This is a genomic window from Nonomuraea sp. NPDC005692 (assembly GCF_040631115.1).
GTDB lineage: Bacteria > Actinomycetota > Actinomycetes > Streptosporangiales > Streptosporangiaceae > Nonomuraea.
Map to the genome: position 1 here is coordinate 197,544 of NZ_JBEXYU010000002.1, position 20,755 is coordinate 218,298.

Annotated in this window: 24 protein-coding genes; 21 read left to right on the top strand and 3 right to left on the bottom strand. The window is 69.2% G+C overall.

Annotated elements, in window-relative coordinates:
* Nucleotides 1-54 precede the first annotated feature (54 nt).
* The 4 genes from ABZ459_RS05720 to ccsA are packed head-to-tail and all read left to right on the top strand — an operon-like array spanning nucleotide 55 to nucleotide 3,844.
* Nucleotides 55-618: a TlpA disulfide reductase family protein gene (locus ABZ459_RS05720; protein ID WP_357966320.1), complete on the top strand. Its 564-nt coding sequence runs from the start codon at nucleotides 55-57 to the stop codon at nucleotides 616-618.
* Nucleotides 611-1,333 (top strand): cytochrome c biogenesis protein CcdA, encoded by a 723-nt coding sequence (locus tag ABZ459_RS05725; protein WP_352322524.1) that lies wholly within the window; start codon nucleotides 611-613, stop codon nucleotides 1,331-1,333. Before ABZ459_RS05720 ends, ABZ459_RS05725 begins: the two co-directional genes overlap by 8 nt.
* Entirely contained in the window at nucleotides 1,333-2,895 is a 1,563-nt protein-coding gene (locus ABZ459_RS05730; protein WP_357966323.1) for a cytochrome c biogenesis protein ResB, read from the top strand. Before ABZ459_RS05725 ends, ABZ459_RS05730 begins: the two co-directional genes overlap by 1 nt.
* Nucleotides 2,885-3,844 (top strand): cytochrome c biogenesis protein CcsA, encoded by a 960-nt coding sequence (ccsA, locus tag ABZ459_RS05735; protein WP_357966325.1) that lies wholly within the window; start codon nucleotides 2,885-2,887, stop codon nucleotides 3,842-3,844. The genes ABZ459_RS05730 and ccsA overlap by 11 nt, the downstream gene beginning before the upstream one ends.
* On the opposite strand, the gene ABZ459_RS05740 is transcribed toward ccsA, so the two are convergent.
* Nucleotides 3,841-4,128, bottom strand: coding sequence for a PLDc N-terminal domain-containing protein (locus ABZ459_RS05740; RefSeq protein ID WP_357966328.1), 288 nt, complete (start codon nucleotides 4,126-4,128; stop codon nucleotides 3,841-3,843). The two genes, ccsA and ABZ459_RS05740, sit on opposite strands and share 4 nt — an antisense overlap.
* Nucleotides 4,129-4,251: 123 nt before the next feature.
* On the opposite strand from ABZ459_RS05740, the gene ABZ459_RS05745 reads away from it, so the two are divergent.
* Nucleotides 4,252-5,229 (top strand): hypothetical protein, encoded by a 978-nt coding sequence (locus ABZ459_RS05745; RefSeq protein WP_357966331.1) that lies wholly within the window; start codon nucleotides 4,252-4,254, stop codon nucleotides 5,227-5,229.
* A gap of 10 nt (nucleotides 5,230-5,239) precedes the next feature.
* On the top strand, nucleotides 5,240-5,482 hold the full coding sequence (locus ABZ459_RS05750) for a hypothetical protein (protein ID WP_357966334.1): 243 nt from the start codon (nucleotides 5,240-5,242) through the stop codon (nucleotides 5,480-5,482).
* Between the two features lie 165 nt (nucleotides 5,483-5,647).
* On the opposite strand, the gene ABZ459_RS05755 is transcribed toward ABZ459_RS05750, so the two are convergent.
* The gene (locus tag ABZ459_RS05755; RefSeq protein WP_026214226.1) at nucleotides 5,648-5,869 is read right to left on the bottom strand and encodes a BldC family transcriptional regulator; all 222 of its coding nucleotides are present in this window, start codon (nucleotides 5,867-5,869) and stop codon (nucleotides 5,648-5,650) included.
* A 257-nt stretch (nucleotides 5,870-6,126) separates the two neighbouring features.
* Here ABZ459_RS05755 and ABZ459_RS05760 point away from each other — a divergent pair, with 257 nt between their 5' ends.
* Nucleotides 6,127-6,345 (top strand): DUF4229 domain-containing protein, encoded by a 219-nt coding sequence (locus ABZ459_RS05760; RefSeq protein WP_352357263.1) that lies wholly within the window; start codon nucleotides 6,127-6,129, stop codon nucleotides 6,343-6,345.
* On the opposite strand, the gene ABZ459_RS05765 is transcribed toward ABZ459_RS05760, so the two are convergent.
* Nucleotides 6,342-7,547, bottom strand: a complete 1,206-nt coding sequence (locus tag ABZ459_RS05765) for a hypothetical protein (RefSeq protein ID WP_357966336.1) — start codon at nucleotides 7,545-7,547, stop codon at nucleotides 6,342-6,344. The two genes, ABZ459_RS05760 and ABZ459_RS05765, sit on opposite strands and share 4 nt — an antisense overlap.
* A 150-nt stretch (nucleotides 7,548-7,697) precedes the next feature.
* On the opposite strand from ABZ459_RS05765, the gene ABZ459_RS05770 reads away from it, so the two are divergent.
* The 14 genes from ABZ459_RS05770 to nuoK all read left to right on the top strand — a co-directional run bounded on the left by ABZ459_RS05770 (nucleotide 7,698) and on the right by nuoK (nucleotide 20,755).
* The gene (locus ABZ459_RS05770; protein ID WP_357966339.1) at nucleotides 7,698-8,414 is read left to right on the top strand and encodes a demethylmenaquinone methyltransferase; all 717 of its coding nucleotides are present in this window, start codon (nucleotides 7,698-7,700) and stop codon (nucleotides 8,412-8,414) included.
* A gap of 541 nt (nucleotides 8,415-8,955) precedes the next feature.
* Nucleotides 8,956-9,081: a DUF397 domain-containing protein gene (locus tag ABZ459_RS05775; RefSeq protein ID WP_357966342.1), complete on the top strand. Its 126-nt coding sequence runs from the start codon at nucleotides 8,956-8,958 to the stop codon at nucleotides 9,079-9,081.
* Between the two features lie 183 nt (nucleotides 9,082-9,264).
* Nucleotides 9,265-10,518, top strand: a complete 1,254-nt coding sequence (locus ABZ459_RS05780; RefSeq protein WP_357966345.1) for a geranylgeranyl reductase family protein — start codon at nucleotides 9,265-9,267, stop codon at nucleotides 10,516-10,518.
* A gap of 64 nt (nucleotides 10,519-10,582) precedes the next feature.
* Nucleotides 10,583-10,978 carry an NADH-quinone oxidoreductase subunit A gene (locus tag ABZ459_RS05785; RefSeq protein ID WP_125643844.1) on the top strand — a complete coding sequence of 132 codons (396 nt, stop codon included), beginning with the start codon at nucleotides 10,583-10,585 and terminating at the stop codon, nucleotides 10,976-10,978.
* 2 nt (nucleotides 10,979-10,980) lie between these two features.
* Nucleotides 10,981-11,532 (top strand): NADH-quinone oxidoreductase subunit B family protein, encoded by a 552-nt coding sequence (locus ABZ459_RS05790; protein ID WP_352322512.1) that lies wholly within the window; start codon nucleotides 10,981-10,983, stop codon nucleotides 11,530-11,532.
* Between the two features lie 98 nt (nucleotides 11,533-11,630).
* Nucleotides 11,631-12,236, top strand: coding sequence for an NADH-quinone oxidoreductase subunit C (locus ABZ459_RS05795; protein WP_357967442.1), 606 nt, complete (start codon nucleotides 11,631-11,633; stop codon nucleotides 12,234-12,236).
* Nucleotides 12,233-13,558, top strand: coding sequence for an NADH-quinone oxidoreductase subunit D (locus tag ABZ459_RS05800; RefSeq protein WP_357966348.1), 1,326 nt, complete (start codon nucleotides 12,233-12,235; stop codon nucleotides 13,556-13,558). The genes ABZ459_RS05795 and ABZ459_RS05800 overlap by 4 nt, the downstream gene beginning before the upstream one ends.
* Complete coding sequence (nuoE, locus tag ABZ459_RS05805) at nucleotides 13,555-14,211, top strand: NADH-quinone oxidoreductase subunit NuoE (protein ID WP_189646992.1); 657 nt, start codon at nucleotides 13,555-13,557, stop codon at nucleotides 14,209-14,211. Before ABZ459_RS05800 ends, nuoE begins: the two co-directional genes overlap by 4 nt.
* Nucleotides 14,208-15,500, top strand: a complete 1,293-nt coding sequence (nuoF, locus tag ABZ459_RS05810; protein WP_352322509.1) for an NADH-quinone oxidoreductase subunit NuoF — start codon at nucleotides 14,208-14,210, stop codon at nucleotides 15,498-15,500. The genes nuoE and nuoF overlap by 4 nt, the downstream gene beginning before the upstream one ends.
* Nucleotides 15,497-17,884: an NADH-quinone oxidoreductase subunit G gene (locus ABZ459_RS05815; protein ID WP_357966352.1), complete on the top strand. Its 2,388-nt coding sequence runs from the start codon at nucleotides 15,497-15,499 to the stop codon at nucleotides 17,882-17,884. The genes nuoF and ABZ459_RS05815 overlap by 4 nt, the downstream gene beginning before the upstream one ends.
* Complete coding sequence (nuoH, locus tag ABZ459_RS05820; RefSeq protein WP_352322507.1) at nucleotides 17,881-19,185, top strand: NADH-quinone oxidoreductase subunit NuoH; 1,305 nt, start codon at nucleotides 17,881-17,883, stop codon at nucleotides 19,183-19,185. Before ABZ459_RS05815 ends, nuoH begins: the two co-directional genes overlap by 4 nt.
* Nucleotides 19,172-19,687: an NADH-quinone oxidoreductase subunit NuoI gene (gene nuoI, locus ABZ459_RS05825; RefSeq protein ID WP_352357245.1), complete on the top strand. Its 516-nt coding sequence runs from the start codon at nucleotides 19,172-19,174 to the stop codon at nucleotides 19,685-19,687. Before nuoH ends, nuoI begins: the two co-directional genes overlap by 14 nt.
* Nucleotides 19,680-20,462 (top strand): NADH-quinone oxidoreductase subunit J, encoded by a 783-nt coding sequence (locus ABZ459_RS05830; RefSeq protein ID WP_357966355.1) that lies wholly within the window; start codon nucleotides 19,680-19,682, stop codon nucleotides 20,460-20,462. Before nuoI ends, ABZ459_RS05830 begins: the two co-directional genes overlap by 8 nt.
* Nucleotides 20,459-20,755, top strand: coding sequence for an NADH-quinone oxidoreductase subunit NuoK (gene nuoK / locus ABZ459_RS05835; RefSeq protein ID WP_352322504.1), 297 nt, complete (start codon nucleotides 20,459-20,461; stop codon nucleotides 20,753-20,755). Before ABZ459_RS05830 ends, nuoK begins: the two co-directional genes overlap by 4 nt.

Below are 20,755 nucleotides of genomic sequence, written 5' to 3' on the forward strand. Positions count from 1 at the left end.
CCCGCCGGTAGAGTTGCAAGCTCTACCGGTTGTAGTACAAGGAGATCATCCTCCGTGCGCGCGACGTCCATCTCCCTCGTTCTCCTGGCCGCGCTGGCCGCGGGCTGCGCGGCAAACCAGAGCGGGCAGCCCCAGGTGGGCGACACCCGGTTCGTCGCGGGCGACGGCAAGATGCAGGTCTTCGACGCCGCCGACCGCAAGGCGGCCCCGCCGGTCGAGGGCCCCACGCTCGACGGCGGCACTGCCTCGCTGGCCGCCCACAAGGGCAAGGTCGTGGTGATCAACTTCTGGGCCTCGTGGTGCGGCCCGTGCCGGGCCGAGGCGCCGGTGCTCAAGGAGGTCGCCGCCAAGACCAAGGGCGACGTGCAGTTCATCGGCATCGACTTCAAGGACCGCCAGGCCGACGCCCTCGCCTTCGAGCGCACCGAGCAGACCGGCTACTCCCACATCTTCGACCAGCCCGGCAAGGTCGCGCTGTCCTTCCAGGGCACCGTGCCGCCCGCGGCGATCCCGTCCACTCTGGTCATCGACAAGCAGGGCCGCATCGCGGCCAGGGCGCTCGGGGCGGTCAAGTACACCGACCTGATGAACACGGTGACCAAGGTGCGCGATGAGTGACGTCGTCGCCTCGGGCTCGCTGCTGCTCGCGGTGCCGATCGCGCTGCTGGCCGGGGTGGTGTCGTTCCTGTCGCCGTGCGTGCTGCCGCTGGTGCCGGGCTATCTGTCGTACGTGACGGGCATGAGCGCCGACCCCAAGCGGGGGCGGCTGGTGCTCGGCACGGTGCTGTTCGTGGCCGGGTTCGCGCTGGTGTTCGTGCTCAGCGGCGCGCTGTTCGGCGGGCTCGGCTCGATCATGCTGGGCAACGCCCAGGTCATCACTCGGGTGCTGGGCGTCCTGACGATCCTGCTCGGGCTGGCCTTCCTCGGCGTGCTGCCCGGCCTGATGCGCGACGTGCGCATCCACAAGCTGCCGGCCGCGGGCCTGGCCGGCGCGCCGCTGCTCGGCGTGGTGTTCGGCCTTGGCTGGACGCCGTGCATCGGCCCCACGCTGGCCGTCGTGCTCACGCTCGGGCTCAACGAGGGCAGCGCCTCGCGCGGCGCGCTGCTGGCCGTGGCCTACGCGCTGGGCCTCGGGCTGCCGTTCGTGGCCGCCGCCCTGGCCTACAGCAAGGCCCTGCGCACGTTCCAGGCCGTGCGCAGGCACACCCGGCTGATCACCAGGATCGGCGGGGGCATGATGGTGGCCGTCGGGCTGCTGCTCGTCACCGGACTGTGGGGTGCGATGATCGCGGCCATGCAGGGGCTCATCGGCGCGTTCGAGCCGGTGATCTGATGAGCGTCGACGAGCTGGTGCGCGAGGAGCGCGAGCCGCGACAGGCCAGGCTGGGGCCGGTCGGCTGGCTCCGGTGGGGCTGGCGCACCCTCACCTCGATGAAGACCGCGCTGATCCTGCTCTTCCTGCTGGCGCTCGGCTCGATCCCGGGCTCGCTGGTGCCCCAGCGCAGCGTCGAACCCGACAAGGTGGCCCAGCTCTACCAGCAGAACCCCACCCTGGCCGAGTGGTACGACCGGTTCCAGCTCTTCGAGGTGTTCACCTCGGTCTGGTTCGCCGCCGTCTACCTGCTGCTGTTCACCTCGCTCGTCGGCTGCATCATCCCGCGCACCGCCACCTACCTGCGCGAGCTGCGCCGCAAGCCGCCCGCCGCGCCCAAGAACCTGTCCCGGCTGCCGCACGCCGACTCCTTCGAGGGCGACCTGACCGTGGAGGAGGCCGCCAGGCGGCTGCGCAGGCTGCGCTTCCGCGTCGTCACCGGCGACGGCTGGGTGGCCGCCGAGAAGGGCTACCTGCGCGAGACCGGCAACCTGTTCTTCCACGTCGCGCTGATCGGCATCCTGCTCGCGATCGGCTTCGGCTCCCTGTACGGCTACCGCGGCAACGTCCTGGTCGTCGAGGGCGACGGCTTCGCCAACACCGTGGCCGCCTACGACAGGTTCATCCCCGGCAGCCGGGTCTCGGCCGAGTCGCTCCAGCCGTTCTCGTTCGAGCTGACCGACTTCAAGGCCACCTACCAGGTCGAGGGCGACAAGAAGGGCCAGGAGCTCGACTACTCCGCCTACCTGAAGGTGCACGACGAGCCCGGCGCGCCCGCCCGCGACTACGAGCTCAAGGTCAACGACCCGCTCGAGGTCGACGGGACGCAGACGTACCTGATCGGCCACGGCTACGCGCCCGTCTTCAAGGTCACCGACGGCAAGGGCCAGGTCGCCTACGAAGGGCCCGTGGCCTGCCTGATCGACCAGAAGGCCACGCTGACCTCGTCGTGCGTCGTCAAGGCGCCCGACGCGCAGCCGTCCCAGCTCGGGTTCCTGCTGCGCTTCCTGCCCACCAGCGTGCCGCTGACCGACGGCAACTACGCCTCGGCCTTCCCCGGCGAGCTCCAGCCGCAGGTGCAGCTCCTCGGCGGTTACGTGGGCGACCTCGGCATGCGGTCGGGCAAGCCCCAGTCGGTCTACAAGATCCTGCCGGACGAGCTCGACGGCAAGGTCGTCCCCGTGGTGCGGGGGTCGTTCGCGACCAAGCCACTGTCGGTGGGGGAGTCGGCGGAGCTGCCCGGCGGGGCGGGGAAGCTGGAGTTCACCGGCGTCAAGGAGTGGATCACGCTCCAGACCGCCTACGACCCCGGGCGCGTGCCCGCGCTGATCGCCGCGGCCGTCGCGGTCGTGGCCATCGCGCTGTCGTTGATGATCCGCCGCCGGCGCGTCTGGGTGCGGGTCAGGGAAGGGCGGGTCGACGTGGGCGGCCTGACCCGTACCGAGGGCTCCGCGGCGGGCTTCGCCGAGGAGTTCGCCGAGATCGTCAAGGCTCTATCAGCAGGAGAACAGCATGTCCGCTGAGCAATTGGCCGGGCTGAGCGACAATTTCGTCGTCGGCGCCGTCCTGCTCTACATCATCGCCATGGTGGGCTTCGCGATGGAGCTGGCCTTCGGGAGATCCGTCCTGGGCAAGGCCGCCGTGAAGCGGGCCGCCCGGCAGCCCGTCACGGTCGGCGCCCCCTCGGAAGGCGACGCCGCGCCCGAGGCCGAGGCGGCCGTCGCCGACCCCGCGCCCGTCATGGCGGGCGGGGCCAGGGCCGGGCGGGTCGCGCTCGTGCTGGCCTGGATCGGCTGGGCCGCCAACCTCGGCGCCATCATCACCCGCGGCCTGGCGGTCGACCGGTGGCCGTGGGGCAACATGTACGAGTTCGTGGTGGCCATCTGCTTCGCCGCCGTGACCGCGTTCCTGTTCACCCAGGTCCGCCAGAACGTGCGGTTCCTGGGCGCGTTCGTCATGATCGCCGCCACGCTCGGGCTCGGGTTCGCGGTCAAGGTGCTCTACACGGCGGCCGGGCCCGTGGTGCCGGCGCTGAACTCGTACTGGATCGCGATCCACGTCAGCGCGGCGATCCTGGCCAGCGGGCTGTTCACGCTGGCCGGTGTGTCGGGGGTGCTGTTCCTGGTGCGCGGGGAGGGGCTGTCGCGCCTGCCCAGCCGCGACGACCTGGAGCGGGTGGCCCACCGCGCGATCGTGCTGGCCTTCCCGGTGTGGACGTTCGCCGTCATCGCCGGCGCGCTCTGGGCCGACCGCGCCTGGGGCCGCTACTGGGGCTGGGACCCCAAGGAGGTCTGGTCGTTCATCACCTGGGTGGCGTACGCGGCCTACCTGCACGCCAGGGTGACCGCCGGCTGGCGGGGCAGGGCCGCCATGATCGTGCAGCTGCTGGCGTTCGGATGCCTGCTGTTCAACCTGGTCGGCGTCAACATCTTCATCTCCGGCCTGCACAGCTACGCCGACGTCAGCGGTTAGTCCTCGCCGCGCATCCGCCGGTCGAGATCTCTCAGGAAGTCGGGGTCGTCGTCCGGGCCCTTCGGCGCGCCCGGGCCCGGCGGCACCGGCCACGGGTCGCGCTCGGCCTTCGGCCGCCCGCGCAGCATCCAGATCACACCGCCGAGCAACGGGACCAGCACGACGATGAGGACCCACAGCGCCTTTGGTACGTTCCTGACCTCTTCCTCGGGTGCGGTGATGACGTCGAAGAGCGAGAAGAGCCAGAAGGCCAGCAACGCCAGGCCGATCAGAACACCTGCCATGCCCGAACTGTAAGCCATCCGCGACGTGATCGTGTCGGACGATGTCCCGTTTCGGATGACTCGGGAAGATCGGCGTCGTACCGTGGAACCCGGTTCGCCATGGACGCGGCGTGAAGGGGTGCGATGGCCTTTTCTCACGACAAGGGCCGACATCGGCGCGGCCGTTGGTGGCGCCGCGGGTCGTACCTGTTCTCGCGGCGTGACGAGGCTCCTCCGGACGCGGACCGTTCCTTCTGGTCCCGCCGGAGGGACAACCGCCCCGAGGCCCCGAGAGAGCAGCTCAAGGGCGCGGAGCGGCGCAGGGAGCAGCAGCCGGACCGGTTCGCCCGTCCCGGCGGCCCCCAGCGGCGCGAGGTGACCTGGGACGGCCTCTCGCTGCGCGAGCGCGGTGAACGCCTGCCCGCCGCCGTCGCCGAACGCCCCCGCTACACCTGGTACGACTTCGAGCTCGACGACACGCCGCCGAGGGCCCAGCCCAACAGGCCGGAGGCCCCCTCCATCGGCGACGGCCTGCGCCACTGCGGCAAGCTGGAGAAGATCCTCCACCGCCAGTGGGACGCCCGGCACGGCCCGCCCTCCAAGGACGCCGTACGCGCCGTGGAGAGCCTGGCCCGGCTGCCCGACCGGCTGAAGGAGCTGCTGGCCGCCGGTCTCGAAGGCATCTACGTCGGCCCCGGCGGCGTCCCCGACCTCGACGACATGGGGTACTTACGCGGTGCGCCGCTCCCGTCCGGCCGGGCCACCTGGGACATCTGCGCCGGCGCGTACGGCGACCGCAAGATCGTGGTGGGCGACCGCCCCTCACCCACGCCGGACGTGATGATGCACGAGGTCGGCCACGCCATCGACGACCTGGACTCGTTCCACGGCGAATGGGTGTCCGACTCGCCGGAGTTCCTCCGGCTCTACGAGAACGCCTTCCCCAAGCTGGCCTCGACCTTCCACCGCCAGGGCAACGGCCTGGGCCGCAAGGAGTTCTTCGCCGACGCCTTCGCCGCCATCGCCGCCCGCCAGCGCCCGGCCCTGGTCGACATGCTCGGCGGCGACACACGGATGGCGCTCGACGTCATGCTCTTCTTCAACCGGCGCTACGGAATCTAGGTGATCAGCCATGTACGTCATCCGGCTCGCTGACGGGACCCTGCGCGTGCCGCAGAGCCTGACCAGCGAAGACGGGCGTCTGATCGGCAACGCGTACGTGGACGTGCAGCCCGGGGATCCCGACTACGACAAGTGGCTGCCCGAGTCGCTGACCGAGGAGGAGGCGGCCGAGCGCCGGAGTCGCTGGGAAGAGGAGAACGACGACCTCGAACGCGAGTTCCTGGCCTTCAAGGCCAGCCAGGAGGACGCCTGAGAAGGACAGGCGCCAGCCACGGTCGGCGGTTGGCGCCGCCCCGTGCCTGCCCTCGGGAAGTGTGGCCCGCAGGCACGCTCGTTCACGGCCTCACGACGTGAGGCGGATTGAGGTCCCGCCAGCGGTGATCCTGGCGGATCTCAGGATCACCGACTAGACGGAACGTCAGACGCGCGGGGACTCACCTGCTGGCCTGTCGGCCGTGAGAACGTCCTCGCCTCGAAGAAGGGCGTGCACTTCCGACTCGCGGAAGCGCCGGTGCCCTCCGGGGGTGCGGATACTGCTGATGCGGCCTGCCGCAGCCCAGCGCGTAACCGTCTTTGGGTCTACCCGGAAGAGGGCGGCAACCTCTCCTGGGGTCAGCAGACGCTCGCTGCTACTCTCCACCAATCTCTCCCCCTCGCATCCCGCTTCCTGCCAGCGGGCGGACAGGTAACCAGTGTGTCGAGCGAAGCCTGATTTATCCGTGGTTTTCGACAAAGATCACGGGTTGTTATCAGCTGACTGCCCGATTGTTATATGATAGAGCCTCTTTGGGGCTCTCGTGGGTGTTTCTTTACGAAACACCCTTACTGGGAACAGTAGCAGCGCTCGCGTCCGATGCGAAGAGCGACCGCTACGCAGGGACGAGTAACCTCGAACCTGTGCATCCCGTTCTCGTTTACACCGCGTCGCGGATCGGCCTGTTTGTCGTGACCCTGGGTGTTCTGTACCTCGTCGGCCTGCAAAACCCGCTGTTCCTGCTCGCAGCCGCTTTCGTGATCAGCGGCATAGCCAGCTACGTGCTGCTGTCGAGGCAGCGTGACGCCGTCAGCGCACGCCTCAGCGGCCGGATCGACCGGCCCGAGCCGCAGGACGACTAGGGCAGGGGGAACATGCCAATCCGGGCATGGTACTCCCGTCCGAGTCGCGTTGTGTCACTACCGACTAGTAGGCCGGTCTTGTGCGCCAGAAATGCCTTCACGCCGATGCCCCGCTCCCGGCCGGGATTCCAGGCGAGCGCCTTTCCCGTACGCGGATGAATGGCGCCGATGCCCTCGCGGGGCACCGCTCCCGGGCCGGCCGAGTCGCGGCCCTGCGGGTTGTCCAGCCAGCGCTGGTGGCCGCCGACATAGACGGCTGAGCCGGTCACCGCCACCGCGTAGAGCGAGTCGCCGCCGGTGGCGTTCGTCCAGGTCGGCCTGACGTCCGGGCCTGCGGCGTACGTCTCGAACCGGGCGGCCGTGTCGCACATGCGGCCCTTCGGGCCCCCGGTCGTGACGACCACGAAGGAGCGGCCGTCGGGGGCGAAGTCCAGGCCGCGCACGTAGGAGGGGAACGCCTCCGCGCAGCGCTGCGCGTAGACCTCGGTGCGCCAGTCGGCGACCCTGGCCACGGGCCCGCTGACGTCGATCAGTCCGAGCTGCGGCCGGGATCGCCCGCCGAGCGTGGTGAACGAGCCGTCCACCGCCAGCCGGCCGCCCGACAGGGCGAGGGCCTGGACCTTCACCCTGGGCGTCAGCGGCTCGCCCGGCGTGACGGCGAAGCCGGGGTCGGCCACGCCCGTCGCGGCGTCGAGCCCGGCCAGGGCCACGCGCGGCCGGACGAAGTCGCCGCCCACGTAGAGCCTGGAGCCGTTCCTGACCAGGGTCGTGACCATGCCCCCCTCGATCCGGGGCATGAAGCCGTCGACGAGCTGCCCGTCGGCGACGCTGATCCGGGCGAGCGCGCGGGCGCCGATGTTGTTGACGCCGGGGAAGGCGCCGCCCACGTAGACCGTGCCGTGGTCGCCGGCGGCCAGCCCGTAGACCGGCCCGGCGACGGACGGCGCGAAGCCGCGCAGGATGCGGCCGGTCGCCAGGTCGTAGGCGAACAGATTGGCCCGGCGCAGCGTGTACGTGCGCCCGGCGTCGCTGACCTCGCTGAACGAGCCGCCGACGACGACGGTGCCACCGACCAGCGCGATGGCGTTGACGATGCCGTCGAGGACGTGGGGGGTGTTGTCGACCGGGTCGGCCGAGACCACGCGGGGGTGCGCGACGGGGGCCGAGGCGATGATCGCCGCAAGGGCGACACGGGCAAGCATTCACCAACATCTAGCAGACGTTCGGTAGCGGTGCCGTTACTTTGCGTCAATTGCCGCAAGAGCCTGGCTCGCCGCCGGCCCGGTGGTGGCTGGTCAAAGGCCGTAACGCCCGGCGAATACCGCGCGGGCCGCGTGAGTACTCTTGTCCGCATGACGCGCGCTCAGTTGGACAAGCAGCCGGACGAGGTCGCCGCGATGTTCGATCGCACCGCCCGGCGCTACGACCTGGTCAACGACGTGGCCTCGCTGTGGCAGGTCAGGCTCTGGCGCAAGGCCGTGGCCGCCGCCGTCGACGCGGGGCCCGGCGAGGTCGTGCTCGACCTGGGAGCGGGCACCGGCACCTCCACCGACAGCTTCACCAGCCTGGGCGCCCGCGCGGTGGCCTCCGACTTCTCCCTCGGCATGTTGCGCACGGGCGTGCAGCGGCACGGCGGCAACTCGCTGAGCGGGCCCGGCATCCCCTTCGTGGCCGGTGACGCGATGCGGCTGCCGTTCGCGGACGACGCCTTCGACGCGGTGACGATCTCGGTGGCGCTGCGCAACGTGCACGACACCTCGCAGGCGCTGCGCGAGATGCTCCGCGTGACCAGGCCGGGCGGCCGGCTGGTGATCCTGGAGTTCTCGCACGTCACGTTCGGGCCGTTCGACCTGGTCTACCGCGAATACCTGATGAGGGCCCTGCCCAAGGTGGCCAAGGTGTTCGGCTCCAACGACGACTCCTACGACTACCTGGCCGAGTCCATCAGAGACTGGCCCGACCAGCGGGAGCTGGCCCGGACGATCAGCGACGCCGGCTGGGAGCGGGTCGCCTGGCGCAACCTGACGATGGGCATCGTCGCCGTTCACCGGGGTTTCAAGCCCGCCTGAGCCGCGGGCGGGCGGTCCGCGAAAGTTTCTGGAATCATCTTCCGTCTTTCGATCCGATTTCGGCTTTGCGGGCTGCCTGAGGATGTGTCGGAGCGAGACCCCGTGCAATTCCCGCTGGGATGACGACAGGGACTCTTTCCGGGACGAAGCAGGTCTTGCCATCGCACTTTGTGGGCGTATCTCCGCGATTTCGCGGAAGGAGCCCCCGGTGACCGGAGAAAACAATCCGGCACTCCGCCGCCGGAAGCTCGCCGCCGAGCTGCACCGGGCCGCCGGGCAAGGTCGAACGCAGGATCCGGGCCAGGATGCGCGACCGGCTTCCAGCACCTGGTCGAGCTGAGCGATCTGCCCGACCTCACCCTCAGGGTGCTCCGGCCCGCCCGACCGCCATGGATGAGGAGGAATAGCGCGAATTCCTCGCGTCGTTGGGAGATCAATCGTAACGACATGGTTATCGCGGCGTGTCTTGCAGGCTCGGCCGATCTTCTGTTGGCTACCGTCATTGGTCCAGACCAATGAGACTCGGGAGGTAGTCCGTCCGATGAGCGGCCCCACTGTCTCGCCGGACGGATGGCGCAAGAGCAGTCTCAGCGCGGCCGCCGGCGAGTGCGTCGAGTTCGCCCGGAGCACGACCGCCGGAGTGCGCAACGCCGAGTTCGAAGTCTGACGTTCCCGTGCCCGGCCCTTCGTTGACGACGGAGGGTCTTCTTGTGTCCGGGATCCGTACCCCGACTGCCACTATGTACAGGAAAAGCAGTAGACTGCGGGCCGACAAGTTTGTGAAGGGGTTCACAAAGGAACGAAGGCGCAAGACCCCGAGGCCTTCGAGCGTGTAGGACAGGACAGTCCAGTGACCGTGCCACCAGCCATACAGGCTGACGCTGACGTCATCGTCGTCGGCGCCGGTCCCGCCGGTTCCGCAACCGCCTTTTACCTCGCTCAGGCCGGTCTCGACGTGCTCCTCCTGGAGAAGACCAGGTTCCCCCGCGAGAAGGTCTGCGGCGACGGCCTGACGCCACGTGCCGTCAAGCAGTTGCTCAACATGGGCGTCGACATCGACGCGCCCGGCTGGATCAGGAACAAGGGCCTGCGCGTCGTCGGCGGCGGCCACCGCTTCGAGCTCGACTGGCCGCAGTTGGAGCGCTTCCCCGACTTCGGGCTCGTTCGCACCCGCAAGGACTTCGACCAGATCGTCGCGGCCAACGCGGTCAAGAACGGCGTGCGCCTCATGGAGGGCGTCACCGTGACCGGGCCGGTGCTCGACGACCGCAGCGGGCACATCGTCGGCGTGCGCACCAAGGACGGCGCGACGTACCGCAGCCGGGTGGTCGTGGCGGCCGACGGCAACAGCACCCGCCTGGCGATCGGCATGGGCCTGCACAAGCGGGAGGACCGGCCCATGGGCGTGGCCGTCCGCACCTACTTCGAGAGCCCCCGCCACGACGACGACTACCTGGAGACCTGGCTGGAGCTGTGGGACGGCGACACCCTGCTGCCCGGCTACGGCTGGGTGTTCGGGGTCGGCGACGGCACCGCCAACGTCGGGCTCGGGCTGCTCAACACCAGTGCCCAGTTCGGCAACATCGACTACCGCGACCTGTTGAAGCGCTGGTGCAAGGCCATGCCGGCCGACTGGGGCTTCACCGAGGAGAACATGACGGCCCCCATCCGCGGCGCCGCTCTCCCGATGGCCTTCAACAGGCAGCCCCACTACACGCGGGGTCTTATCCTCGTGGGTGACTCCGGCGGGTCCATCAACCCGTTCAACGGCGAGGGCATCGCCTACGCCATGGAGACTGGCGAGATCGCCGCCGAGATCATCGCGAAGGCCCTCAAGGACACCACTCCCGCACAGCGCGAGCGGATCCTGAGGACCTACCCCCAGGTGATGAAGGACGCCTACGGCGGCTACTTCACGCTAGGGAGGTTGTTCGTCGAGGCGATTGGGAAGCCGGGTGTGATGAGCTTCGGGACCAGGCACGGCCTGCCACACCCGAGGCTGATGCGCTTCGCGCTCAAGCTCCTTGGTAATCTCACCGACCGGCGAGGCGATGCGTCCGACATGATCATCAACGCACTCTCGAAGGTCGCCCCACCAGCATGATTCCCACGACAGACACATCAAGCTGCGCGCCCGCGCGCGTGGCGACTCCAGAGGAGGCGTAGCGATGGACCTTTACGTGCCCATCCTGGTGCTCGCCGTTCTCGCGGGGGGCTTCGCGATCTTCTCGGTCGCCATCGCTCCCTTCACCGGTCCCAAGCGCTGGAACCGCGCGAAGCTTGACGCCTATGAATGCGGCATCGAGCCGACGCCCCAGCCGGTCGGTGGCGGACGGTTCCCGCTCAAATACATGATCACCGCGATGCTCTTCATCGTGTTCGACATCGAGATCATCTTCCTCTACCCGTGGGCGGTCTCCTTCGCGCCGCTGAAGAACGACGCGGGCGACACCATCGCGTCCGGCCTCGGGCTGTTCGCGCTGGTCGAGATGCTGCTGTTCATCGTCACCGTGCTCGTCGCCTACGCGTACGTGTGGCGCCGCAAGGGTCTGGACTGGGACTGAAAATGGGACTTGAAGAGAAACTCCCCAGCGGGTTCATCCTCAGCACGGTCGAAGCCGCCGCAGGATGGGCTCGGAAGAGCTCGGTATGGCCGGCCACGTTCGGCCTCGCATGTTGCGCCATCGAGCTGATGGCCACCGGTGGCCCCCACTACGACCTGGCGCGCTTCGGCATGGAGCGCGCTTCGGCGTCTCCCCGTCAGGCCGACCTCATGATCGTCGCCGGGCGCGTGTCGCAGAAGATGGCGCCCGTCCTGCGGCAGATCTACGACCAGATGGCCGAGCCCAAGTGGGTCATCGCCATGGGCGTGTGCGCCTCCAGCGGCGGCATGTTCAACAACTACGCCATCGTGCAGGGCGTCGACCACGTCGTGCCGGTCGACATCTACCTGCCCGGCTGCCCGCCGCGGCCGGAGATGCTGATCGACGCGATCGTGAAGCTGCACGACAAGATCCAGAACATGAAGTTCGGCGCCCACCGCGCCAAGCAGATCGAGGACCTCGAACTGCGGGCGCTGCGCACGCTGCCGCTGATCGACCAGGGGGCCGGAAAGTGACCTCGCCCGACCACCTTCCCGGAAGCCCGGAGGGCGGGGAGGCCCCCGAGGCCGCCTCGGTCCCGGCCGTCCCCGAGGCGCCCGTCGCCCGGCACGGCATGTTCGGCGCGCACGACTCCGGCGACACCTCCGGCTACGGCGGTCTCGTCGTGCGCCGGGCGCCGCAGATCTCCACGCCCCGCCCGTACGGCGGCTACTTCGACGAGCTGGTCGACGCCCTCGCCCTCGACGACGCCATCGAGCGCGTCGTGGTCGACCGCGGCGAGCTGACCCTGCACGTCCGCCGCGAGCGCCTGGTGGAGGTCTGCCAGAAGCTGCGCGACGACCCGACCCTGCGTTTCGAGCTGTCGCTCGGCGTCTCCGGGGTGCACTACCCGCACCTGAAGGGCGAGGAGCTGCACGCCGTCTACCACCTGTGCTCGATCACCCACAACAGGCGCGTGCGCCTGGAGGTGAGCGCACCGGACGCCGACCCGCACATCCCATCGACCGTGGGCGTTTACCCTGGTCATGACTGGCATGAGCGGGAGACGTACGACTTCTTCGGAATCGTCTTCGACGGCCATCCGTCACTCACCCGGATCATGATGCCGGATGACTGGGACGGTCACCCGCAGCGCAAGGACTACCCGCTCGGCGGCATCCCGGTCGAGTACCGGGGCGCCACCATCCCCTCGCCGGACCAGAGGAGGTCTTACTCATGAGCACCGCTTATGACGAGGCGACAGAGGGCAAGGTCTACTCGGTCACCGGCGGAGACTGGGACGAGGTCGTCGGCGGAGCGCGCGACACCGAGGAAGAGCGCCTGGTCGTCAACATGGGCCCGCAGCACCCGTCCACGCACGGAGTGCTCCGCCTGGTCCTGACGCTCGACGGTGAGACGGTCACCGAGGCGCGCAGCGTCATCGGCTACCTGCACACCGGTATCGAGAAGAACATGGAGTACCGGACGTGGACCCAGGGGACCACGTTCGTGACCCGCATGGACTACCTCTCGCCGATCTTCAACGAGACCGCGTACTGCCTGGGCGTGGAGAAGCTGCTCGGCATCACCGACCGCGTGCCCGAGCGGGCGCAGGCCATCCGCGTGATGATGATGGAGCTCAACCGCATCGCCTCGCACCTGGTCGCGATGGGCACGTTCGGCATGGAGCTGGGCGCGACCACGCCGTTCCTCTTCGGCTACCGCGACCGTGAAATGATCATGGACCTGTTCGAGTACATCACGGGTCTGCGCATGAACCACGCCTACGTCAGGCCGGGCGGCGTCAGCGTCGACCTGCCCGCGGGCGCGGTCGACAAGGTGGGCGAGTTCCTCAAGGAGATGCCCAAGCGGATCAAGGACATCCGCAAGCTCCTCGACGAGAACCCCGTCTACGTGCGCCGCACCAAGGACGTGGGCTACCTCGACCTGACCGGCTGCATGGCGCTCGGCATCACCGGCCCGATCCTGCGCGCCGCCGGGCTGCCCTGGGACCTGCGCAAGTCGCAGCCCTACTCCGGCTACGAGACGTACGAGTTCGAGGTCGCCACCGAGCGCGGCTGCGACGTCTACTCGCGCTACCTCGTGCGCATGCGGGAGATGGAGGAGTCGCTCAAGATCGTCGAGCAGGCTCTCGACCGCATCGCCGGCCCGCTCAAGGGCGACCCGGTGATGATCGAGGACAAGAAGATCGGCTGGCCCGCGCAGCTCGCGCTCGGCCCCGACGGCTTCGGCAACTCGCCCGACCACATCGCGCACATCATGGGCAGCTCGATGGAGGCCCTGATCCACCACTTCAAGCTGGTGACCGAGGGCTTCCGGGTCCCGGCCGGCCAGGCGTACGCGAGCATCGAGTCGCCCAAGGGCGAGCTCGGGGCGCACGTCGTCAGCGACGGCGGCACCCGCCCGTACCGCGTGCACTTCCGCGAGCCTTCCTTCTGCAACCTGCAGGGCTTCCCCGCCATGGCGGAGGGCGGCCAGGTCGCCGACGTGATCGCCGCGGTGGCTTCTATCGACCCCGTCATGGGAGGTGTGGACCGGTGACTTACTCACCGGAAGTCCGCGAGCGTCTCGAACAGGACGCCAAGGAGATCATCGGCCGCTACCCCAAGACGCGGTCCGCCCTGCTGCCGCTGCTCCACCTCGTGCAGTCGGCCGACGGCTACGTCTCCGACGACGGCAAGGAGTTCTGCGCCGAGATGCTGGGCCTGAGCAAGGCCGAGGTCACCGGCGTGGCCACCTTCTACACGATGTACAAGCGCAAGCCGGCCGGCGACTACCACGTCGGCGTCTGCATCAACGCGCTGTGCGCCGTCATGGGCGGCGACGAGATCTGGGACGAGCTGTCCGAGCACGTCGGCGTCGGCCACGAGGAGACCACCGGCGACGGCAAGATCTCGCTGGAGCGCCTGGAGTGCAACGCGGCCTGCGACTTCGCGCCGGTCATGATGGTCAACTGGGAGTTCTTCGACAACCAGACCCCCGCCTCGGCCAAGCAGCTCGTCGACGACCTGCGTGACGGCAAGGACGTGCGGCCGACCCGCGGACCGAAGAAGCTCTGCACCTTCAAGGAGGCCTCGCGCGTGCTCGCGGGCCTGCCCGACGACCAGGCGGGCGACGGCCCGTCGGCCGCCGGCCCCTCGCTGGAGGGCCTGAAGGTGGCCAAGGCCAACGGATGGAAGGCCCCCGAGGCATGAGCACCACACTGACCCCGGTCCTGACCGCCAACTGGGACCAGGCCGACTCCTTCACCCTCGACGGCTACGGCGGTGACTACAAGGCGGCCAAGAAGGCGCTGGGCATGGACCCCGACGCCGTCATCCAGGCGGTCAAGGACTCCGGCCTGCGCGGCCGCGGCGGCGCGGGCTTCCCCACCGGCATGAAGTGGGGATTCATCCCGCAGGGCGACGGCAAGCCCCACTACCTCGTCGTCAACGCCGACGAGTCGGAGCCGGGCACCTGCAAGGACATCCCGCTGATGATGGCCAACCCGCACTCGCTGGTCGAGGGCGTCATCATCACCGCGTTCGCGATCAGGGCCAACTACGCCTTCATCTACGTGCGCGGCGAGGTGCTGCACGTCATCCGCCGGCTGCACGCGGCCGTGCGCGAGGCGTACGAGAAGGGCTTCCTGGGCGAGGACATCTTCGGCTCCGGGTACAACCTGGAACTCGTCGTGCACAGCGGCGCGGGCGCGTACATCTGTGGCGAGGAGACGGCGCTGCTCGACTCGCTGGAGGGCTTCAGAGGTCAACCGCGACTCAAGCCCCCGTTCCCGGCCGTGGCGGGCCTGTACGCCTCGCCGACTGTGGTGAACAACGTCGAGTCGATCGCCAGTGTTCCCTCGATCATCAGCAACGGCGCCGACTGGTTCGCCTCGATGGGCACCGAGAAGTCCAAGGGCTTCGGCATCTTCTCCCTCAGCGGCCACGTCACCAGGCCCGGCCAGTACGAGGCCCCCCTCGGCATCACGCTGCGCGAGCTGCTCGACATGGCCGGCGGCATCCGCGAGGGGCACCAGATCAAGTTCTGGACCCCGGGCGGCTCGTCCACGCCGATCTTCACCGACGAGCACCTCGACGTGCCGCTCGACTTCGAGGCCGTCGGCGCCAAGGGCTCGATGCTCGGCACCCGCGCGCTGCAGATCTTCGACGAGACCACCTGCGTGGTCCGCACGGTGCTGCGCTGGACCGAGTTCTACGCCCACGAGTCCTGCGGCAAGTGCACGCCGTGCCGCGAGGGCACGTACTGGCTCAAGCAGGTGCTCAAGCGCCTGGAGAAGGGCCAGGGCACCGAGGAGGACCTGTCCACGATCACCGACATCGCGGACAACATCCTCGGCCGCTCGTTCTGCGCCCTCGGCGACGGCGCGACCAGCCCGATCCACTCCTCGGTGAAGTACTTCCGCGAGGAGTACCTCAAGCACTTCGAGATCGGCGGCTGCCCGTTCGACCCGAAGAAGTCCACTCTCTGGGGTGAGCAGTGACCGTCGTAGAAACAGAAATCACCCTGGTGACCCTCACCATCGACGGGTTCCAGGTCAGTGTCCCCAAGGGCACCCTGATCATCAGGGCCGCCGAGCTGCTGGGCATCCAGATCCCCCGGTTCTGCGACCACCCGCTGCTCGACCCGGCGGCCAACTGCCGCCAGTGCCTCGTGGACATCCCCGACGCGGGCAACGGCCGCGGCTTCCCCAAGCCGCAGCCGTCCTGCGCGATCGAGGTCGCCGAGGGCATGGTCGTGCAGACCCAGCTCACCTCGCCGGTCGCCGAGAAGGCGCAGCGCGGGGCCATGGAGCTGCTGCTGATGAACCACCCGCTCGACTGCCCGGTCTGCGACAAGGGCGGCGAGTGCCCCCTGCAGAACCAGGCCATGTCGAACGGCCAGGGCGAGTCGCGGTTCCAGGAGCAGAAGCGCACGTTCCCCAAGCCGCTGCCGCTGTCCACGCAGGTGCTGCTCGACCGTGAGCGCTGCGTCCAGTGCGCCCGCTGCATCCGCTTCTCCGACCAGATCGCCGGCGACCCGCTCATCGAGTTCTTCGAGCGCGGCGCCAAGGAGCAGGTCCGGGTCGCCGACGGCAAGCCGTTCAACTCCTACTTCTCCGGCAACACGGTGCAGATCTGCCCGGTCGGCGCGCTCACCGGTGCGGCCTACCGGTTCCGGGCGCGTCCGTTCGACCTGGTGTCCACGCCGAGCGCGTGCGAGCACTGCGCGTCGGGCTGCTCCCTGCGCACCGACCACCGGCGCGGCCGGGTGACCCGCCGCCTGGCGGGCAACGACCCGCAGGTGAACGAGGAGTGGAACTGCGACAAGGGCCGCTGGGCCTTCTCCTACGCCACCCAGCCCGACCGGCTCAAGACGCCTCTGGTGCGCAACGAGGAAGGCGTGCTCGTGCCCGCCTCGTGGCCGGAGGCGCTGGCGGTCGCCGCCGAGGGTCTGGCCGCCGCCCGCGGCAGGGCCGGCGTGCTGGTCGGCGGCCGGGTCACGGTCGAGGACGCCTACGCCTACAGCAAGTTCGCCAGGGTCGCGCTGGGCAGCAACGACATCGACTTCCGCGCCCGCCCGCACTCCGACGAGGAGGCGCAGTTCCTGGCGCACGCGGTCGCCGGCAAGGGCATCGAGATCAGCTACACCGACCTCGAGAAGGCTCCGGCCGTGCTGCTCGTCGGGTTCGAGCCCGAGGAGGAGTCGCCGATCGTCTTCCTGCGCCTGCGCAAGGCGTGGCAGAAGAAGGGCCTGAAGGTCACCGCGATCGCGCCGTTCGCCTCCGCCGGGCTGGCCAAGATGGGCGGCACGCTCATCGCCACCGCCCCGGGCGGCGAGGCCGACGCGATCGGCGACCTGGTCGGCACGCTGGCCGAGGGCACGATCGTGCTGGCCGGCGAGCGGCTGGCCAGTGTGCCGGGCGCGCTGTCGGCCCTCGTCCGCCTGGGCGCCGGCTCCGGCGTCCGGCTGGCCTGGGTGCCGCGCAGGGCCGGTGAGCGCGGCGCGCTCGAAGCAGGCGCGCTGCCCAACCTGCTGCCGATCGGCCGTCCCGTGGACGACGAGGCCGCCAGGGCCGAGGTCGCCAGGGTCTGGAACGTGGGCTCGCTGCCCGCCGTGCCCGGCCGCGGCACCGACGGCATCATCGCCGCCGCCCGCGCCGGTGAGATCGACGCGCTGGTCGTGGCCGGCGTCGACCCGCACGACCTGGCCGACCCGGCCGCCGCGCTGGAGGCGCTGGAGAACACGCCGTTCATCGTCAGCCTGGAGATCCGCGCCAGCGCCGTCACCGACCGCGCCGACGTGGTGCTGCCGGTCGCGGCGGTGCAGGAGAAGAGCGGCACGTTCGTCAACTGGGAGGGCAGGGGCCGCTCGTTCGAGGCGCCGCTGCGCGTGCCCGGCATCCAGAGCGACCTGGCCGTCATCGGCAACATCGCCGACCGCATGGACGTGCACCTCGGCCTGCCGGACGCCAAGGCCGTCCGGCGTGAGCTGTCCAGCCTCGGCGCCTGGCGCGGGGCCCGCGTCGCCGCGCCGAGCACCGCCACCCGCGCCCAGGCCGCCCCGGCGGCCGGCGAGGCGCTGCTGGCGACCTGGCACCTGCTGCTCGACGAGGGCAGGCTCCAGGACGGCGAGCCGTACCTGGCCGGCACCGCCCGCGCCACCGAGGCGCTGGTGTCGGCGGCCACGGCGGCCGAGATCGGCGTCATCGACGGCGACAAGCTCGTCGTCGGCGGCCCCGGCCCCAACGCGGTCACGCTGCCGGTCCGCGTCGCCGACCTGCCCGACCGGGTGGTCTGGGTGCCGGCGAACTCCGGCGGCTGCTCGGTCACGCGCGACCTGCGCGCGCTGGCCGGCGACATCGTCACGATCGGGAGCGCATCATGACCCACGTTCTCGCGGCCGATCCCACCCTCGCCGACTTCGGCAAGGACCCGCTGTGGATCACCATCATCAAGGCCGTGATGCTGTTCGCCTTCCTGATGCTGGGCATCCTGTTCGGCGTCTGGTACGAGCGCAAGCTGATCTCGCGGATGCAGCACCGCTACGGCCCCAACCGGGCCGGCAAGTTCGGTCTGCTCCAGTCGGTGGCCGACGGCATCAAGATGGGCCTGAAGGAGGACATCTTCCCGCGGACCGTGGACAAGGTGCTCTACCTGCTGGCCCCCGTGATCATGGTCGTGCCGGCGTTCCTGGCCTTCTCGATCGTGCCGTTCGCGCCGATGGTCAACCTGTTCGGCGTCCAGACGCCGCTGCAGCTCGTCGACCTGCCGGTGGCGGTGCTGTTCATGCTGGCCATGGGCGCCATCTCGGTCTACGGCGTGGTGCTGGCCGGCTGGTCGTCGCGCTCGCCGTACGCGCTGCTGGGCGGTCTGCGGTCGGCGGCGCAGGTGGTCTCGTACGAGATCGCGATGGGCCTGTCGTTCGTGGCGATCTTCCTGTTCGCCGGGACGCTGTCCACCTCCGAGATCGTCAAGGCGCAGGGCGAGCAGGGCTGGTTCGTCTTCCTGCTGATCCCGTCGTTCGTGATCTACGTGATCTGCATGTTCGGCGAGGCCGCCCGAATCCCGTTCGACCTGCCTGAGGGCGAGGGTGAGCTGGTCGGCGGCTTCCAGACCGAGTACTCCTCGTCCCTGAAGTTCGCCCTCATCATGATGGGCGAGTACCTGCACACCTTCACCGCCTCGGGCATCGCGGTCACCCTGTTCCTGGGCGGCTGGCGGGCCCCGTGGCCGATCTCCCTGTGGGACGGCGCCAACACGGGCTGGTGGCCGGTGCTGTGGTTCTTCATCAAGTTCGTGCTGACCTTCAGCTTCATCGTGTGGGTGCGTGCCTCGCTGCCGCGCGTGCGCTACGACCAGCTCATGTCCCTGGGCTGGAAGGTGCTGATCCCGGTGAACCTGGCCTGGATCCTGCTCGTCGCCGCGGCTCGCAACGTGGTCGTCAACGAGGGCAACAAGACGGTCGGCATCGTGATCGGCGCGGTCATCGTGGTCGGCGCGCTGGCCATCTGGATGCGGTTCGACACCGTCAACCAGCGGCGCAAGGAGGCGCGCAAGGCCGAGGTGGAGGCCGAGTTCGAGCAACTGTCCGACGAGCCGACGGCCGGCGGCTTCCCTGTGCCGCCGCTCGATCTGCCGCACTACCACGGGGTGCAGCACAAGGAGATTCCCAGTGGGACTAACTGATTGGCTGAACCCCGTCAAGGGCTTCGGGGTCACCTTCCACACGATGTTCAAGAAGCCCGTCACGACCAACTACCCGGAGGTCAAGAAGCCGACGGCTCCTCGCTTCCACGGTCGTCACCAGCTCAACCGCTGGCCGGACGGGCTGGAGAAGTGCGTCGGGTGCGAGCTGTGCGCGTGGGCGTGTCCGGCGGACGCGATCTACGTCGAGGGCGCGGACAACACCGACGAGGAGCGCTTCTCGCCGGGTGAGCGTTACGGGCGCACATACCAGATCAACTATCTGCGGTGCATCCTGTGCGGCCTGTGCATCGAGGCCTGCCCGACCCGCGCGCTCACCATGACCAACGAGTACGAGCTCGCCGACAGCAGCCGCGAGAGCCTCATCTACACCAAGGAGATGCTCCTCGCGGACCTGACGCCGGGCATGGAGCAGCCGCCCCACCCGATGCGGCTCGGCGAGACCGAAGAGGACTACTACCGGCTGGGACGAACCAATGGGTGAGACCATCACATTCTGGGTTCTCGCCGTCGTATCCGTCGGCGCGGCGCTCGGCATGGTCTTCAACAGGAAGGCCGTCTACTCAGCGCTGATGCTCGGCACCGTGATGCTCTGCCTCGCGGTGCTCTACGCCGTCCAGGACGCGCCCTTCCTCGCCGCGGTGCAGATCATCGTCTACACCGGCGCCATCATGATGCTGTTCCTGTTCGTGCTCATGCTGGTGGGCGTGGACTCCTCCGACTCCTTCGTGGAGACGCTGAGGGGCCAGCGCTTCTGGGGCGCCCTCGCGGCCCTCGGCTTCGCCGTCCTGATCATCCTGGCGGTCGGCAACGCGATCTTCTCCGGTGAGGCGGGCCTGGCGCAGGCCACGGCGCAGGGCGGCTACGTTCGCTCGATCGCGCTGCTGCTGTTCACCAAGTACGTCTTCGCGTTCGAGGTCACCTCGGCCCTGCTGATCACCGCCGCCCTGGGCGCGATGGTCCTGGCGCACCGGGAGAAGTTCACCGAGAAGGCCACGCAGAAGGACCTCTCGCGCGCCCGGTTCCTCGGCGAGCGTCCCTCGCCGCTGCCCGGCCCCGGCACCTACGCCACCAACAACGCCATCGACATGCCGGCACTGCTGCCCGACGGCTCGGTCGCGGAGTCGTCGGTCAACCGCTACATCGCCCGCTACGACGTCGAGCACGGCCACCTCCCCGAGGACCCGAAGCTCGCCGAGGCCATCAAGCACACGGCCGAGGATGACGCCGAGGAGACGACCAACGAGGTGACCAAGTGACGACCCACTACCTGATCCTGTCGGGTGTGCTGTTCGCGATCGGCGCGCTCGGCGTGCTGATCAGGCGCAACGCGATCGTGGTGTTCATGTGCGTCGAGCTCATGCTCAACGCCTGCAACCTCGCGTTCGTCACCTTCGCCAGGCAGAACGGCAACCTGGAGGGCCAGATCATCGCGTTCTTCGTGATGGTGGTGGCCGCGGCCGAGGTCGTCGTCGGCCTGGCCATCATCGTGACGATCTTCCGAACCCGCAGGTCCGCGTCCGTCGACGACGCCAACCTGCTGAAGTACTAA